The 15,757-nt window shown below is 65.8% G+C and carries 14 protein-coding genes and 2 pseudogenes; 7 read left to right on the top strand and 9 right to left on the bottom strand.

Going from position 1 to position 15,757, the window contains the following annotated elements; translation table 11 throughout:
• Window positions 1-43: 43 nt before the first annotated feature.
• The 6 genes and pseudogenes from lpxK to AB3L03_RS22435 all read right to left on the bottom strand — a co-directional run bounded on the left by lpxK (window position 44) and on the right by AB3L03_RS22435 (window position 5,581).
• Window positions 44-1,060 (bottom strand): tetraacyldisaccharide 4'-kinase, encoded by a 1,017-nt coding sequence (gene lpxK, locus AB3L03_RS22460; protein WP_368507054.1) that lies wholly within the window; start codon window positions 1,058-1,060, stop codon window positions 44-46.
• Complete coding sequence (locus AB3L03_RS22455; protein ID WP_368507053.1) at window positions 1,053-2,399, bottom strand: 3-deoxy-D-manno-octulosonic acid transferase; 1,347 nt, start codon at window positions 2,397-2,399, stop codon at window positions 1,053-1,055. The genes lpxK and AB3L03_RS22455 overlap by 8 nt, the downstream gene beginning before the upstream one ends.
• Window positions 2,362-3,074 (bottom strand): annotated as a pseudogene (locus tag AB3L03_RS22450) (lysophospholipid acyltransferase family protein). Before AB3L03_RS22450 ends, AB3L03_RS22455 begins: the two are co-directional and overlap by 38 nt.
• A complete protein-coding gene (locus tag AB3L03_RS22445) occupies window positions 3,071-3,313 on the bottom strand; it encodes a DUF4170 domain-containing protein (protein ID WP_007596929.1) in 243 nt (80 codons plus the stop codon). The pseudogene AB3L03_RS22450 and the gene AB3L03_RS22445 overlap by 4 nt, the downstream one beginning before the upstream one ends.
• Window positions 3,314-3,373: 60 nt before the next feature.
• Window positions 3,374-4,191, bottom strand: a pseudogene (locus AB3L03_RS22440) (inositol monophosphatase).
• Window positions 4,178-5,581, bottom strand: coding sequence for a TldD/PmbA family protein (locus tag AB3L03_RS22435; protein WP_368507052.1), 1,404 nt, complete (start codon window positions 5,579-5,581; stop codon window positions 4,178-4,180). The pseudogene AB3L03_RS22440 and the gene AB3L03_RS22435 overlap by 14 nt, the downstream one beginning before the upstream one ends.
• 264 nt (window positions 5,582-5,845) lie before the next feature.
• Here AB3L03_RS22435 and AB3L03_RS22430 point away from each other — a divergent pair, with 264 nt between their 5' ends.
• A complete protein-coding gene (locus AB3L03_RS22430) occupies window positions 5,846-6,364 on the top strand; it encodes a DUF6101 family protein (RefSeq protein ID WP_368507051.1) in 519 nt (172 codons plus the stop codon).
• On the opposite strand, the gene ubiA is transcribed toward AB3L03_RS22430, so the two are convergent.
• Both ubiA and AB3L03_RS22420 read right to left on the bottom strand, forming a co-directional pair.
• Entirely contained in the window at window positions 6,361-7,293 is a 933-nt protein-coding gene (gene ubiA / locus AB3L03_RS22425; RefSeq protein ID WP_368507050.1) for a 4-hydroxybenzoate octaprenyltransferase, read from the bottom strand. The two genes, AB3L03_RS22430 and ubiA, sit on opposite strands and share 4 nt — an antisense overlap.
• On the bottom strand, window positions 7,290-7,949 hold the full coding sequence (locus AB3L03_RS22420; RefSeq protein WP_085350104.1) for a hypothetical protein: 660 nt from the start codon (window positions 7,947-7,949) through the stop codon (window positions 7,290-7,292). The genes ubiA and AB3L03_RS22420 overlap by 4 nt, the downstream gene beginning before the upstream one ends.
• 209 nt (window positions 7,950-8,158) lie before the next feature.
• Between AB3L03_RS22420 and AB3L03_RS22415 the strand changes: the two genes are divergently transcribed.
• Entirely contained in the window at window positions 8,159-8,911 is a 753-nt protein-coding gene (locus AB3L03_RS22415; RefSeq protein WP_368507049.1) for a 16S rRNA (uracil(1498)-N(3))-methyltransferase, read from the top strand.
• 9 nt (window positions 8,912-8,920) lie between these two features.
• On the opposite strand, the gene AB3L03_RS22410 is transcribed toward AB3L03_RS22415, so the two are convergent.
• Window positions 8,921-9,865 (bottom strand): helix-turn-helix domain-containing protein, encoded by a 945-nt coding sequence (locus AB3L03_RS22410; RefSeq protein WP_231190239.1) that lies wholly within the window; start codon window positions 9,863-9,865, stop codon window positions 8,921-8,923.
• A gap of 738 nt (window positions 9,866-10,603) precedes the next feature.
• Between AB3L03_RS22410 and AB3L03_RS22405 the strand changes: the two genes are divergently transcribed.
• From AB3L03_RS22405 to AB3L03_RS22385, 5 genes are all read left to right on the top strand, one after another.
• Entirely contained in the window at window positions 10,604-11,755 is a 1,152-nt protein-coding gene (locus AB3L03_RS22405; RefSeq protein ID WP_204512398.1) for an ATP phosphoribosyltransferase regulatory subunit, read from the top strand.
• A 3-nt stretch (window positions 11,756-11,758) separates the two neighbouring features.
• Window positions 11,759-12,736 (top strand): ATP phosphoribosyltransferase, encoded by a 978-nt coding sequence (gene hisG / locus AB3L03_RS22400; RefSeq protein ID WP_018453440.1) that lies wholly within the window; start codon window positions 11,759-11,761, stop codon window positions 12,734-12,736.
• A gap of 100 nt (window positions 12,737-12,836) precedes the next feature.
• On the top strand, window positions 12,837-13,898 hold the full coding sequence (locus AB3L03_RS22395; RefSeq protein WP_204512399.1) for a glycosyltransferase family 2 protein: 1,062 nt from the start codon (window positions 12,837-12,839) through the stop codon (window positions 13,896-13,898).
• Window positions 13,895-14,740: a ChbG/HpnK family deacetylase gene (locus tag AB3L03_RS22390; protein ID WP_247490928.1), complete on the top strand. Its 846-nt coding sequence runs from the start codon at window positions 13,895-13,897 to the stop codon at window positions 14,738-14,740. The genes AB3L03_RS22395 and AB3L03_RS22390 overlap by 4 nt, the downstream gene beginning before the upstream one ends.
• A gap of 136 nt (window positions 14,741-14,876) precedes the next feature.
• Window positions 14,877-15,689, top strand: coding sequence for a DUF2076 domain-containing protein (locus tag AB3L03_RS22385; protein WP_204512401.1), 813 nt, complete (start codon window positions 14,877-14,879; stop codon window positions 15,687-15,689).
• Window positions 15,690-15,757: the final 68 nt, after the last annotated feature.

Genomic DNA, 15,757 nt, shown 5'->3' with positions numbered 1-15,757 from the left:
GTGCGACATGTCGTCCCGATCAGACCTCGCCCACCTTACGAGATCATCGCCTGGAAAACCGCCGCTCGCGCGCCTTGTAGAGATGATCGCTGATCAATTGCCGAAGCGCAACCGGGTCATCGAACTCGAGCTGCACCGCGAAAGGCACGATGTCATCCGGCACGCCTTCGCGGCCGTGCAGGCGAGCGATATCCTTTTCGGTCGTCACCAGTGTTTGCTGCTCGCGCCGCGCCTCCGCAGCGACGGCTGCGATCTCCTCGTTCGAAAACATGTGGTGATCGGCGAAGGCGCGCGTGCGCGCGAGCTCGATGCCGCCAGCGCGCAACGTACGGAAGAACCGTTCGGGATCGCCGATGCCGGCGAACGCGAACACCGGCTTGCCCAACAGTCTTGCGACCGCCTCGGCGTCGGGTTTCAGCCGCGCGCGGAGTTCCGGCTTGTTGCGCCTGGCTAGCTCGGCCGCGACATCGTCGGCGGCGCGGCCGCCGCCGATCACGACCAGCGCGTCGGTGCGCGCGAGCTGCGCCTCCAGCGGCGCACGCAGCGGACCGGCCGGAAACACCTTGCCATTGCCGAGGCCGCGCTCGCTGTCGATCACGATCAACGAGGTGTCCTTCAAGAGACGCGGGTTCTGGAAACCGTCGTCCATCAGGATCACGGTGGCGCCTTGCGACTTCGCCAGCACGACGCCGTCGAGGCGGTCGCGCGCGACCGTGACGGGAACGTCGCGCGCCATCATCAGCGGCTCGTCGCCGACGTCGGACGCGGTGTGACGCATGCGGTCGACCATTACCGGGCCCCTGAGGCTACCGCCATAGCCGCGGCTGAGCACCACCGGCGTCTCGCCGAGCTCGCGCAGGAGCTTCGTCAGCGCCAGCACGGTCGGCGTCTTGCCGGCGCCGCCGACATGGTAGTTGCCGACGCAGATCACGGGGATGCCGGCGTCGACGCCCTCGCGCAGCATCCGCCGTTCGGTGATCGCGCCGTAGAGCGCACCCAGCGGCCCCAACGCGTACGATTCGAGCGAACGTGGCCGGTACCAGAAGGCCGGCTCACGCATTGGCGGCCCCCATCTCGATCCGCAACTGCAGAAGATAAGGCTCGAGCGCGGTCATGGTGCGGTTGAGCGCGCCGCCGAGATCCTCGACCACGCCGGCGCCCGATTGCTGGATCTTGTGACGCACGGCAGGATCGGCGAGCAGCTGGCCGAGCTGCTTGATCAGCAGCTCCTGCGTGTCGGCCTGGCGCGCACCGCCGCTGTGATCGAGCGCCTCGTAGACGTCGGCGAAATTGAAGACGTGCGGACCATGGACGATGGCCGCGCCGAGCTTGATCGCTTCGATCGGATTCTGGCCACCATGGCGGATCAGCGATCCGCCCATGAACACGATGTCCGAGAGGCGATAGAACAGGCCGAGCTCGCCCATGGTGTCGGCGATATAAACGTCGGTGGTCGCCGTCGGCAGCTCGTCGCGCGAGCGCAGGGCCGGCTTCAGGCCGGACGCCGTGATCAGGCCTGTGATCGAGGAGCCGCGATCCGGATGGCGCGGCACGATCACGGTCAGGAGCTGCGGGAAGAAACCGCTGAGGCTGCGATGCGCCGCCACCAGCATCTCCTCCTCGCCCAGATGGGTCGAGGCCGCGACGATGATCGGACGCCCGCGCGTCATCGCCATCAGCCGTTCGAGCTTGGCAGGATCGGCCGGCGGCGCCGGCACGTCGAGCTTGAGATTGCCCGTGGTGACGACGTCCCGGCCGCCGAGCGCCGAGAAGCGCTCGGCATCGGTCTTCGACTGCGCCAGACAAATGTCGAAACGCGACAGCAGCGCCGAGATGGTGCCCTGCATGCGGCGCCAGCGCGGGAAGGAGCGCGGCGACATCCGCCCGTTGATCAGCACCATCGGCACGCGACGCGCAGCGCCTGCCAGGATCAGGTTCGGCCAGAGATCGGATTCGATGAACAGCGCCAGCGACGGCTTCCAATGGTCGAGGAAGCGCGCGACGTAGCGCGGGGAATCATACGGCACGTATTGATGGATGACGTCGGGCGGAAAGCGCTTTGCGACAATAGCAGCCGACGTGACGGTGCCCGAGGTGAGCAGAATGCGCAGGTTCAGATCGCGCAAGCGCTCGATCAGGGCCGCCGCGGCGAGGACCTCGCCGACGCTGGCGCCGTGAATCCAGACCAGCGGACCGTGCGGTCGCACGTCCCGGGACAGGCCCCGCCGTTCGCCGACGCGCGCGGGATCTTCCTTGCCCTGCTTCAGGCGCCGGTTGATCAGCACAGGCGCGAGCGGCACCAGGCCGCGCGCCAGGCGCCGGTACATCCGCAGCGTCAACGGCAGCGAGCCCGGTAGCGATTTAGGCATCTGCAGGTCCCGGCCGGCCGAGTTGCGCATAGGCGCGGCGGGTCGCCTCGTTCAAGGTCTCCTCCAGCTCGAGCCGCAGCGCTTCCATGGTGGCGGCGTCCGCATCCGGCGGAACGTGGATTTCCTTGATGCCGACCAACGCGCCCCGCCCGAACGGCAGGTTGATGGTGGTGCGGTCCCAGTTCTTGAGCCGGACGAAGCGGCTGGTCGCCATCGCAAAAGGCATGATCGGCCGCCCCGATTCCCGTGCCAGCATGATGATGCCGAGCCCGGCCACGCGCGAGCGCTTGGGGACGTCGGCGGTCAGCGCGACATTACAACCGTCCTCGAGCGTCCGCACCATTTCCTTGAAGGCACCGACCCCGCCCTTGCGGTGAAACGCGCCGCCATGGTCGCCGGAGCCGCGGATGGTGCCGATGCCGAGCCGCTCGGCGGCAATCGCGTTGAACTCGCCGTCGCGGTGGCGGGAGATCAGGACCCTGGCCTTGTACCAGTCCTTGTTCTTGATGAAGGGGTGAGGAAATGCTGGCCGTGCCAAAAGGCGAAGATCGCCGGGATCTGCGGTTCGACGCGGTCATAGACGTCAGGCGGATCGAACGTGAATGTGTTCGTCCGCCAGACCAGACGCAGATATTCGGCCGCCAGGATTCCGACGGCACGCTGAACGAAGCTGCTCCTCAGCGTATTGCGAAGCAGCTTTTTCAACGCGCCGGTTCTTGATTCGGGTCGAGCAGCCGGTGGAGATGGACGATGAAATAGCGCATCTGCGCGTTGTCGACCGTGCTCTGCGCCTTGGCGCGCCAGGCGGCGTGCGCGGTCGCATAGTTCGGATAGAGGCCAACGATCTCAACGTCGTCGAGGTTCTTGAAGGTGTTGTGCTCGAGATCGACGAGCTCGCCGCCGACGACGAGGTGGAGCAGTTGTTGCGGGGCACTATCTGGCATCGGTTCTGTTCCTAACGGGCTGCCCGGCAAAGCAGTGTTCGACAAGCACGAGAAAGCGCTTCACGGCAAGGGGCGGTTTCGAAAATGCGAGACAATGTTCGCATGACGATCGCGACCCGCTGCCACCAGCACCCCATGCGTGACTTGCCGGCGGTTATAGAGGATGGGATCTCCGGAGAGATCGCTCATCCTACCATCGGCTTCCTGCACGATCAAATCCGCCGCCGCAAGGTCCCAATCATGACTGTTGCCGCCCGCAAAAGCCGCATCCAGCGCGCCATGAGCGACCCGGCACAGACGCAGCGCGAGCGAACCGATTCGCGGATGCAGCTTGATCTCGCCCAGTGACGGCTTCAGGCGCTCGACCAGGGGCTTCGGACCCGCGACCCGCGAGAAGTCAAGCTCGGATCCCGACGTCGCCCGCACCGGCACCTCGTTGAGGGTCGTGCCCTGGCCGCGGGCGGCAAAAAGAACTCTTCGCTCGTCGGCGCGAACACCGCGGCCAGCACTGGCGAGGCATCCTCGACCAGCGCCACGCTGACGCACCATTCGTCATGGCCATTGAGATAGTTGCGGGTGCCGTCGATGGGATCGACGATCCAGGTCAGCCGCCGCGACAGCCGCACCTCGTCGTCGGCGCTCTCCTCCGACAGCCAGCCATAGTCGGGCGTCGCCGCGCGCAGGCGCGCTTCCAGGAGATCGTTGACGGCAATGTCGGCTTCCGAGACCGGCGAGGACGCGCCCTTGGTCCACTTCTTCAGCTCGGTGCGGAACATCGACTGCGCCAGTGCGCCCGCCTCCCGCACCGTCTCTTGCAGCAGCGCCGCGTCGCGCGTCAGGATGGCTTCACCGGTTGCGTTCGCGTCAACGTCCGCCAAGCGTCAAACCCTCGATGCGCACCGTCGGCGCATTGACGCCGTAGCGGAACTCGAGATTGTTCGCCGGCTGCATCGACTTGAAGATCTCGAACAGATGGCCGGCGATCGTCACCTCGCTCACGGGATAAGTGAGTTCGCCGTTCTCAATCCAGAAGCCGGAGGCGCCGCGGCTGTAATCGCCGGTGACGCCGTTGACGCCCGAGCCGATCAAATCGGTGACGTAGAACCCCTGCTTGATGTCGGAGATCAGCTCGGCCGGCGTCGGCGTGCCGGGTTCAAGATGCAGATTGTACGGGCCGGGTGACGGCGAGGAGGACACGCCGCGGTGGGCATGGCCGGTGGTGGTGAGGCCGAGCTCACGCGCGGTGGCGCAATCGAGCAGCCAGGTCGTCAGCACGCCTTCGTCGATCAGCGCGATCTTCTTCACGGCGACGCCTTCGGCGTCGAACGTCTGCGAGCGCAGGCCGCGTTTGCGCAGCGGATCGTCGATGATGCGGATGTTCTTGGCGAACAGCTGCTGGCCGAGCTTGTCCTTCAGGAAGCTGGTCTTGCGCGCGATCGAAGCGCCATTGATGGCGCCGACGACGTGACCGACCAGCGAGCCCGCGACGCGCGGATCGAACACCACAGGCACCTTGCAGGTCTCGACCTTGCGCGGATTGAAGCGCGCCACGGTGCGCTCGCCCGCGGAACGGCCGACGATCTCCGGTGACAAGAGGTCTACACCATGCGGCGCCGAGGTGAAGTCGTAGTCGCGCTCCATGCCGGTGCCGTCACCGACAATGGCGGTGGCGGAGATGCCCTGGCTGGACCGCAGATAAGAACCGTGGAAGCCGGTGCTGGTGACGAGCACCATGCCGCCCATGCCGGCGGAGGCCGAGGCGCCGCCGGATTTGGTCACGCCCTTCACACCAAGCGCCGCAGCCTCGGCTTCGAGCGCGCGACGCTCGAGTTCCGAGGTCGCGGGCACGTCAGGGTCGAGCAGATCGAGATCGGGGAAGTCGCGCGCGAGCAGTGCCGGATCGGCAAGGCCGACATATTTGTCGTCGGGCGCGACGCGCGCCATCGCAACCGCTCGCTCGGCAAGCTTGGTCACGGCATCGCCGCTGGTATCATTGGTCGAGACCACCGCCTGACGGCGGCCGACCAGCACGCGCAGGCCGACATCGTCGCCCTCGGACCGTTCGGATTCCTCGACGCGGCCGTCGCGGACCTCGACGCCTTGCGAGACGCCACGCACGGCGACTGCATCGGCCGCATCCGCGCCGGCGCGCCTGGCAGCCTCCACCAGCCGCTGCGCGAGATCGGAGAGCGCAGACTGGTCGAACAGGTCGCGGCTGGCTGTGGATGAATCCTTGGGCGAAAGCGTCGAGCTTGGTGAAGGGTTCACAAACGAAATCCTGTTGGGGCGGGCTGCGGGACCGGAACCCACAGATGTGCCCTGATCGCGCGGACTTCAAGCATTTTCAGCCCACCAAAAGCTCAGATTCGCACCTTGCGCGCAACGTCTCGTCAATCATGCGTGCCAAGGTCTTGTCAATCATGCGCGGCGGTGAGGTTGGATTAACCAGCCTTTTTAAGCGGTTTCGGAAAGGCTCGCGCTAAGGTCCTCGCATCGACCGGGAACATAATCCTGGCGGGGAGAACTAAAGCCGTGAGGCGTCAAACAGCAACAAGCGGGATCGCTCCCGCCGGGTCGAGCCGCTCCCTGCGGCTCGACCCCCTTTCCTCCCCGGTCCGCTTCGATGCGCATGATCCGCGCGCCGACGGATATGTCCGGCAGATCGAGCTTCATCGCGAACGTGTCGTGCTGCACCGTGCCGTCCGCGGCATGCGGATGGCAATCAATGTTCGCGTCAGCGACTTCACCGGCGTCGCGCTGCGCGGCAACGACGAGGCCCAGACCCTCGTCCTCGTGCATCGCGATCCCTCGCTCTCCATTCCGCTGCTGGTCAGCGCCGATGGCGACGAACTCGTTGAAGCCTGGGCGATCTGGAGCGAGCTGTTCGCGCTTCCGCAGCTCGACGAAGGCGCACGCAAGCCCACGCCGCGCCGTCGCCGCGCCAACGCGATCCGCGACCGCCGTCCGAAATTTCTGATGCGCCGCCGCACCGGTGTCGCACGCGAGTTGTCGGTGCATCGCGATGAGCGCGAGATCATCGCCCGGAGTTAAGCCGTCCGCATCACCGCGTCGGCCAGCAAACCCGCAAACAACAACAGCCCCGCGTCGCGGTTCGAGTAGAACAGGCGCTTGCAGAGATCGCCGTCGCTGATATTCAGCCGCCCGATCTGCGAGGCCAGATGCACGGCGAAGGCCCCAAGTCCGAGCCAGGCCGGCCAGCGCGCATCGCCCGACGCCAGCGCCACGCCGATCAGCAGCACCGCGAGGCCGTAGAACAGTATCAGCGCCTGGTGCGTATGCGCGCCGAACAGGCGCGCGGTGGACTTGATGCCGATCAGCGCATCGTCCTCGGCGTCCTGATGCGCGTAGATCGTGTCGTAGCCGATCACCCAGGAGATCGCGCCGGCATAGAGCACGAGCGCGGTGACATCGATCCGCCCGAAGGTGACGGCAAATCCCATCAGGGCGCCCCAGGAGAACGCGAGCCCGAGCACGATCTGCGGCCACCAGGTGATGCGCTTCATGAACGGGTAGATCGCGACGATCAGCAGCGAGGCAATGCCGGTCAGGATCGCGAAGCGGTTGAACTGCAGCAACACCACGAGCCCGATCAGCGCCTGCGCGACCATGAACGCCAGCGCCTGCTTCGCGCTCACCTGGCCCGAGGGCAGCGGCCGCGAGCGGGTGCGCTCGACCTTGTCGTCGAGGTCACGGTCGGTGATGTCGTTCCAGGTACAGCCTGCCCCCCGCATGACGAAGGCGCCGATGAAGAACAGGACGATGGTGAGCGGCAGGCCGCGGACGTCATGGGCCATGCCGGCGGCGAGCGCCGCCGACCACCAGCACGGCATCAACAGGAGCCAGGAGCCGATCGGACGATCGAAGCGGGACAAGCGCAGATAAGGCCGCGCCCATTGCGGCGCACGCGTATCGACCCAGTTGTCAGTGGAATCGGCAACTCGGGCTGACGTGTCGCTCATCGCGTCAGGACGTTGCCGTTGAGTGTGTCGAAGGTGCTGCCGCCCTTCTTGCCGGCATTGGCCTCGGGCGGCGAGCCCGAACCCAGCACTTCGCTCAGCGACGGACCGGCCGGTCCGCGCGGCTGGTTCTGCATCTGCTGCGCGACATTGCAGACCTTCGCCGCCATGGCCTCGGTGTTCTTGTGGCCGTCCTTCATCTGCGCGCCGACCTGCGCCGGAATCCCGCACTTCGAGGCGTTGGCCTCGATGTACTTGATCATCTTGGTCTCAGCCTGGCTGAAGTTGCGGATCAGCTTGCAGGCCTCGTCAGGCGGGGCGTGACGGTCGCTCGCGGCCTTGATCAGCTTGCCGCGTTTTTCGGCATCTTCGCGCAGAGGCATGAACGCCTTCATGCAGTCCTCGCCGGGACCGGCTTGCGTCGGCGGGGCCGCGCTGAAGGCGCCGGCGCCACCGACAGGAGCGGCCCCATTCACGGGGAAGGACGATTGCGGCGCGCCGCCGACGGAGGCGACGGGCGCCGAGCCATTGACGGGCGGGAAGGCGGAACTGGTTGGGGCCTGGCCCGGCAGCGGCGCGGGAAAACCCTGCGCATAGGCACCAACGGCGCCCATCGTGACCATGGCGGCAGTGATTGGAACCATCAAATGACGGATCATCAAGGCAGTCTCTCCGGCAGGAGCTTGCGGGGTTCGGCGTCTTCCCAATTGAAGCGCAACCAGCGTGCTCGCCATTTTACGATTCCCGCCGGCCCTTAACAACCCGTTGAATAGGGCGGGAGCGCGGCGCGCCGACGCACCATTTTGGCAAAATTTACCCCGAAAGGACTGCTTTCGGTTAAGAACGGCGGCAAATCGGACCTTTGACGATGCCTTCCCACGATTTCCGCGGCCCCCGCCTGTTCGTCGACGCCCCGCTTGCCCAGGACGGCCGGGTCGAGCTCGACCGCGACCAGAGCAATTATCTCGGCAATGTGCTGCGGCTTGCCGCCGGGGCCGAGGTTTTGGCGTTCAACGGCCGCGACGGCGAGTGGCAGGCCGCCATTGAAGGCCGCAAGCGGCCGGACGGTCTCGTCATCCTCCAACAGACCCGGCCGCAGGACCGGCTGCCCGACCTCGCCTACGTCTTCGCCCCGCTCAAGCATGCCCGGCTCGACTACATGGTGCAGAAGGCCATCGAGATGGGCGCCGCCAGCCTGCAGCCGGTTCTGACCCGATTCACCCAGGCTTCACGCGTCAATACCGAGCGGATGCGCGCCAATGTCGTCGAGGCGGCCGAGCAATGCGGCATTCTCAGCATCGCCACCGTTGCCGAGCCGGTGCCGCTGGAGCGCTTCTTGACCCTGCGCGCCGCTGGCAGACTGCTGATCTTCTGCGACGAGGCGGCGGAGCTCGAAAACCCCATTCGGAGCTTGCAAGCCACACGCGCCGGGGAGGGAATCGACGTGCTGATCGGACCCGAAGGCGGCTTTGCCGAGGAAGAGCGGGTCCTGCTGCTGCGGCAGCCGAAAATCCTGCGGCTGGCGCTCGGACCCCGCATCATGCGGGCCGACACCGCCGCGGTGGCCGCGCTGGCGCTGGTGCAGGCGGTGCTGGGCGACTGGGGTGGCGAACGCGGCTAAGGCACGTTGCTATTCGCCTCGTAGCGATCGGTTCAGGGTCTCCGAAGGCAACTCTCCGAAAGCCTCTCTGTAGCTCGCTGCGAATTCGCTGAGATGCCAGAAACCATGCGCAAGCGCGCAGGACTTCACACTCCGGCCTGCTCGGCCGGTGCGCAGTTGCTTGCGTACCGACCAGAGGCGCAAGACCCGGCTATAGCGATGTGGGCTCATGCCGCAGATGGCCCGTGTCGCACTCTGGAGAGTCCGGACCGACACGCCCGCCTGTTCCGCCAGTTCGGTGGTCTTGTGCCAGATCATCAGATCGCGCCGAATCAGTTTTTCCATATCAGCCACGATCCGCCGATAATGCTCGGTGGTGGACGACGCAGGTGCGCTTGCGACACTGGACCAGATCGCCGCATCCATCGTGCTGAGCAGTGATCGTTCGACAATCGTTTGCGAAGCCGGCTCGTTCAGGAAGTCCGGGTCATTTGCCGCGGTTTCAAGCGAGATCGAGATCAGACGGCGCAGCGAGGCAAGCACGTCCGGCGCCGGATTCAGCAAATGGCATCCATCGCTCAATTCAGGCAATGGCTCCCGCCCGGATGGACTGAAGTAGACCACCGCCAGCAGACGCCCCTCCGGCTCATGCACCAAGCAATCTGAACCGCCTTTTAGAATGACAACAGAACCGCCGATCGATTGCCCGTTGATGCGGGCAGAGGTCACGTGATCCATCGGTACCACCACTGCGGCAGCATTGGTGAGCTGATAGCCGCGAATGATCCGGGGGAAGGTTTTCAACAGCGACAGGGTCAGGGTCGGCAAGGTGAGCCGGGCACGCATGATCGCGGTCGTCCCGACAGACAACGGCATGCTCGATGCGCCGGCGTATTTCTCGGTCTCACCGAAATGATCGATGTCATACGATTTGAGCTCGAGCGCCGAGGATGGCTTGAGATCCTGGAACGACATCAAGCGATCCGCCGCTATCTTTTGCATTGCCTCGCGAGCAGGGACTAGACGGCTTTGATCCATGTTCTGCTGCTTACCTGACCTTCTTCGTAGAGACGGCGACTTTAGCGCGACGCAAACCACCCGGCCCTCTGGCCCCGGCGCGCCGCAGGTCGCGGGGCATTGAGAATGGCACGAACGATCAGAAGGTCGAGTGGATCTAAGTCGTAGTGCCGGAACATCTCGCTAATCAAAACAGCATATAGGCCAGCGTGTGTCGCGCGACCGTTCCGATAACGTCTGTGCGTTGCCGCATGAATCGGAAACCTACTTTCGCATTGTAAACGAAGGCTCTGCGAACGGATCGTCCGCCCTACCCAAATTGAGCATGCGACCAGTGGACATCCTCAACCGGGCCAAGCAGTTCGCGGATGAGGTTACATGCGAGGGCCGAGCTTTCCGCCCAGGCGGCCCATTCCTTCGTGAAAGCGGCCCGGAGACCTGCCTGGCCGAAATGAATGAGGGTGAGGCGTCCAACCTAACTGGGTCGGCCGCAGCGCGATCGATCGGTATTATATTACCTAGCTTGGCGACGATACCTGATTTGGGCTTCGCATCCTCTGCTGACGGCGCGTCGCTCCGGCGCTGTTAAGCGATTGATCCTTTGGAGGTCGAAACCGCTTTCGGGCCATGCTAAGGCCTGCGGCAATTCGTTCCCTGCTTGCCCTGCCCGGTTCCACCGGGACGATGGACCCCGAGATGACCGCGACTGCCACCTCAAACGCTGCCGGCTCCGCCGCCTGGGCGGACACGCTGCTGCTGTCGTTCGGCCAGGCCGGCTATGTCAGGGCCGAGCCCGCCATCCTGCAGCCGGCCGAACCGTTCCTGGATCTCTCCGGCGAGGACATCCGCAAGAGCCTGTACCTGACCACGGACCTCTCCGGCGATGAGCTCTGCCTGCGCCCGGACCTGACCATACCGGTGGCCCGCGATTACCTCAGCTCTGGCCGTGCCGGCCAGCCGGCCGGGTTCAGTTATCTCGGCCCGGTGTTCCGCTACCGCAACGGCCAGAGCAGCGAATTCCTGCAGGCCGGCATCGAGTCGTTCGGCCGCCAGGACCGCGCCGCGGCCGATGCCGAGATGCTGGCGCTGGCGCTGGAGGCGACCGCCGCCTTCGGCGTTCGCGACGTCGAGATCCGCACCGGCGACGTGGCGCTGTTCAACGCGCTGCTCGACGCGCTCGACCTCTATCCGGTCTGGCGCCGCCGCTTGGTCAAGGATTTCAACCGCAAGATCAGCCTGGAGCAGGATCTGGAACGGCTGGCAGCCGCGACCACAGCGACCCGCAGCGAATATGAGGGCGTGCTCGCGGCGCTCGCCGGCTCCGACCGCAAGGCAGCACTCGCTTTCGTCACCGATCTGATGTCGATCGCCGGCACCACCAATGTCGGCGGCCGCACCACGGCCGAGATTGCCGACCGCTTCCTCGAGCAGTCGACGCTGAAGGGCGGCGCGCTGCCGCGCGAAGCCATCGCCGTGCTCAAGCGTTTCCTGTCGATATCGGGTAACCCCGATGACGCCGTGGCCGAGCTGCGCGCGCTCACCAATGATGCGAAGCTCGACCTCAGTGCTGCGATCGACCAGTTTGAAAGCCGGGTCGGCTTCATGGCGGCGCGCGGCATCGATGTGAAGGGGACGCGGTTTTCGACCGCGTTCGGGCGCGGGCTCGACTACTACACCGGCTTCGAATTCGAGCTGCATCACCGCGGCAACGGCGCCGAGCCGCTGGTTGCCGGCGGCCGCTATGACGGTCTGATGACCCAGCTTGGATCGGCCGAGCCGATCCCCGCGGTCGGTTTCTCGGTCTGGGTGGATGCGCTGACCCGGATCGGCCGCAAGGTGGGAGCTTAAGTCATGAGCGCGCCATTCGTTCTGGCCGTTCCCTCCAAGGGTCGCCTTCAGGAAAACACCGAGGCCTTCTTCGCCCGCGCCGGGCTCAAGCTGTCGAAGGCGGGCGGCGCCCGCGACTATCGCGGCACGCTCGCGGGCCTCGACAATGTCGAAGTCGCCTATCTCTCGGCGAGCGAGATCGCCTCGCAACTGTCCCGCGGCTCGGCGCATCTCGGCGTCACCGGCGAGGATCTGGTGCGCGAGACCATCGCGGACGCCGACAAGCGCGTCTCCCTGATCGAAGGCCTCGGCTTCGGTTATGCCGACGTCGTCGTCGCGGTGCCGCAGGCGTGGATCGACGTCCGCACCATGGCCGACCTCGACGACGTCACCACCGGCTTCCGCGAGCAGCATCACATGCGGATGCGGGTCGCGACCAAGTTCATCAATCTCACCCGCGCCTTCTTCCAGAGCCAAGGCATCACCGATTACCGCATCGTCGAAAGCACGGGCGCGACCGAAGGCGCACCGGCCGCCGGCAGCGCCGAGTTGATCGTCGATATCACCACGACCGGCGCGACGCTCGCCGCCAACGGATTGCGGGTGCTCGACGACGGCGTGATCCTGCGCAGCCAGGCCAATCTGGTCGCCTCAAGGGACGCCGATTGGTCGCCGCAAGCGCGGGAGACCGCGCGAATCATCCTCGATCACATCGCGGCGCGGGCGCGGGCCAACAAATACCGCGAAGTCCGCACCCGCTTCCGCCAGTGCGACGCGGCCATGCTCACCGAGGCCCACGAGCGCTTCGGCGTCGAAGCCCCGTTCGGCGGACCGACCTCGTCAGGCATGCTCACGCTGCACTGCCCGCCGGGCCAGCTCTATGCACTCGCGAGCTTCCTGCGCGGGCATGGCGCCGAGACCGTCTCGGTGGTTTCGCTGGATTACGTGTTCGACCGGGAGAACCCGCTGTTCGCCAGGCTCGAGGCGTTCCTGCGGCAGTGAGCCCAAAGTTTGTTGAGCAATTCCGTTCAGCGTAGCGACAGCAAACGGCAGCTACCATATGCTGTTGAGATGACCTTGAACGCCTCTGGAACCTTGATCGATGACGCTGGGCTCTGACGTTTCCGGCATGACGACCAACGCGGCAAGCGCCGCCGCGAAGGGGCTGTCGATTGTCGTCCCGCTCTACAACGAAGCCGCGGGCCTCGCCGCCCTGCACCAGCGCATCTGCGATCTCGCAAAGACCTTGCGGGAGCGCTATCGCTTGGCTTGCGAGGTCGTCTATGTCGATGACGGCAGCGCGGACGCGACGCTGTCGATCGCCCGCTCGCTGCCGGCCGACGCGGTCGACGTCCAGGTGGTGTCGCTGTCGCGCAATTTCGGCAAGGAGGCCGCGCTGATGGCCGGCCTCGACCATGCCCGGCTCGGCGCGGTGCTGTTCATGGACGGCGACGGCCAGCATCCGCCGTCGCTGGTCGAGCGACTGGTGCGGCACTGGATCGAGGACGGCTACGACGTCGTCTATACCGCCAAGGCGCATCGCGACAACGAGCCCTTCCTGCGGCGGCTCGCCGGACGCGGCTTCTATGCGCTGATCAATTGGGGCGCGCGCCAGAAGATTCCCGAAGACGCCGGCGACTTCCGCCTGCTGTCGCCGCGCGCGGTCGCAGCACTGAGGCAGCTGCCCGAGCGCAACCGCTTCTTCAAGGGCCTCGCGAGCTGGATCGGCTTCCGCCAGATCCGCGTCGATTACGAGCCCGCGCCGCGCACCCATGGCGTGACGACCTTCAGCGCCGCACGCCTGCTTGGTCTTTCGATCGAAGGCGTCACCTCGTTCTCGGTGGCGCCGCTGCGCTTCGCCAGCCTGCTCGGCGTGATCCTCGCCGGCGGAGCGTTCCTGTTCGGTCTGTCGATCCTCTGGGAGGTCTTGACCACCGGCAAGCAGGTGCCCGGCTATCCCTCACTCGTGATCGGCCTGATGACGATCGGCGGCGTGCAGCTCATCATGATCGGCATCGTCGGCGAATATATCGGCAAGATCCTCTCCGAGCTGAAGGCGCGCCCGATCTACTTCGTCGCCGAGCACAGTGAAAAGCATTTCGAAACCGAGAAGGCCCAGGACGCTTCAAGCTTGGACGCCGCGAAGAGGACGGCGGCCGAATGAGCGCGGCCGCGCCGCTGCGGCGGATCTGGCTCTGCGCCGACGATTACGGCATCAGCCCGGGCGTCAATCGCGCCATCCGCGACCTGATCGAACGCGGCCGTCTCAACGCTACCTCGGTGATGATGGTGGGACCTGCGGTCGAGCGCAGCGAGATCGAGGCGCTCCAGGCGGCAGCGCAAGCGAGCCCACGCTGCGCGATCGGATTGCACGTGACGTTGTCGGCACCGTTCCGGCCGCTCACCATGCATTTCCGTCCGCTCGACGGCGACATGTTTCTCCCGTTTCCGAAGCTGCTGCGCGCGGGTCTTGCCCGAAGGCTCGACCGCGAGTTCTTTCGCAACGAGGTCAAGGCGCAGCTGGCAGCCTTCGCGAAAGCGTTCGGACGCGCGCCTGACTTCGTCGACGGCCATCAGCATGTGCAGCTCTACCCGCAGGTGCGCGACGGCTTTGTCGATGCGGTGAGCGAAGTCGCGCCAAAAGCCTGGGTGCGCCAGGGCGGCCGCGACCTGCCGCTGATGCAGCGGCTGGCCTCACCGAAAGCCATGGTGCTCGACATTCTCAGCGCGCAATTCCGCCGCCGTGCCGGCAGCGCGGGCCTCAGCTTCAATCCCGGCTTCGCCGGCGCCTATGATTTCACGCAGGCGGCCGATTTCGGCGAGCTGATGCGGCAATTTCTCGAAGGCCTGCCGGATGGCGGCCTCGTGATGTGTCATCCCGGCTTCGTCGACGAAATTCTCACCGGGCTCGACCCGATGACGGATGTCCGCGAACGCGAGCACGCCTATCTCGCCGGCGATGCCTTTGCGCGCCTGCTGACGGACAGCGGCGTCACGCTGGGGTAAAACCGGCGAAGTTTGCGAGAAAGCCGCCCCGCGGGGCAGCTTGTCGCATACCGAAATTTAATCCAGCCGGCACTGTTGGGGCCACAATGGAACCCTACATCTGCCTCGCGCTTGTTTTGCGCGAGGGAGACTGACCATGACGCCGCAGGAACGCCAGCTCGTCGACGAGCTTTTCGACCGGCTTTCGAAACTGGAAAATGCACCGCGCGATCCCGACGCGATCGCCGCGATCTCCGACGGCCTGCGCAAGGCGCCCGGCGCCATCTATGCGCTGGTGCAGACCGTGCTGTTGCAGGACGAGGCGTTGAAGCGTGCTCACAATCGCATCCAGGAGCTGGAGGCGGCGCAGGCGCCCGAGCAGGCGCAGTCCGGCGGTTTCCTGGACACCATGCGCGACACGCTATTCGGCGGGGGTCCGTCGCGCGGCTCGGTTCCGAACGTACCGCCGCGGGACTCGCGGCCGGTCTGGAACAGCGGCCAGGCGATGCAGCAGCCACAGCCGGGCTATGGCCAACCACCGTACGGACAGGCCTACGGCCAAGGACCGGGTCAGGGCTATGGTGCGCCGCCGATCGGCGGTGGCGGTGGCTCGTTCCTCGGCACGGCGGCGGCCGCCGCGGCCGGCGTCGTCGGCGGCTCGCTGCTGCTCTCCAGCATCCGCGGCATGATGGGCGGATCGCATCAGCAGGCCTTCGGCGACACCAATGCTCTGGGCGATCGCAGCCCCTGGACCGGCAGCGATCAGTCCGGCGGCTCGCTCGCGCGCGATGCCGGCCTCGATGACATCGGCTCGAACCGCGGTGATGCTTCCCGGCAGGGCTTCGCCGACCACGCTTCGAACGACGACCAGAATTACAACGATCAGAACGACAATGGCATCGATAATGTCGACCTCGCCGACGACAGCGATTTCGGCGGCGGCGACGATGGCGGCAGCGATTACGCCTGACGCTTCTTATCCTTGCTCCAAACGAGAACGGCCGCCGATGAGGCGGCCGTTTTGGTTCCGAGCACTAT

It is taken from the genome of Bradyrhizobium lupini (assembly GCF_040939785.1).
GTDB classification, from domain to species: Bacteria; Pseudomonadota; Alphaproteobacteria; order Rhizobiales; family Xanthobacteraceae; genus Bradyrhizobium; species Bradyrhizobium canariense_D.
The sequence above is the reverse complement of the archived record's forward strand: the minus strand, read 5'-3'. Positions and strand labels throughout refer to the sequence as shown.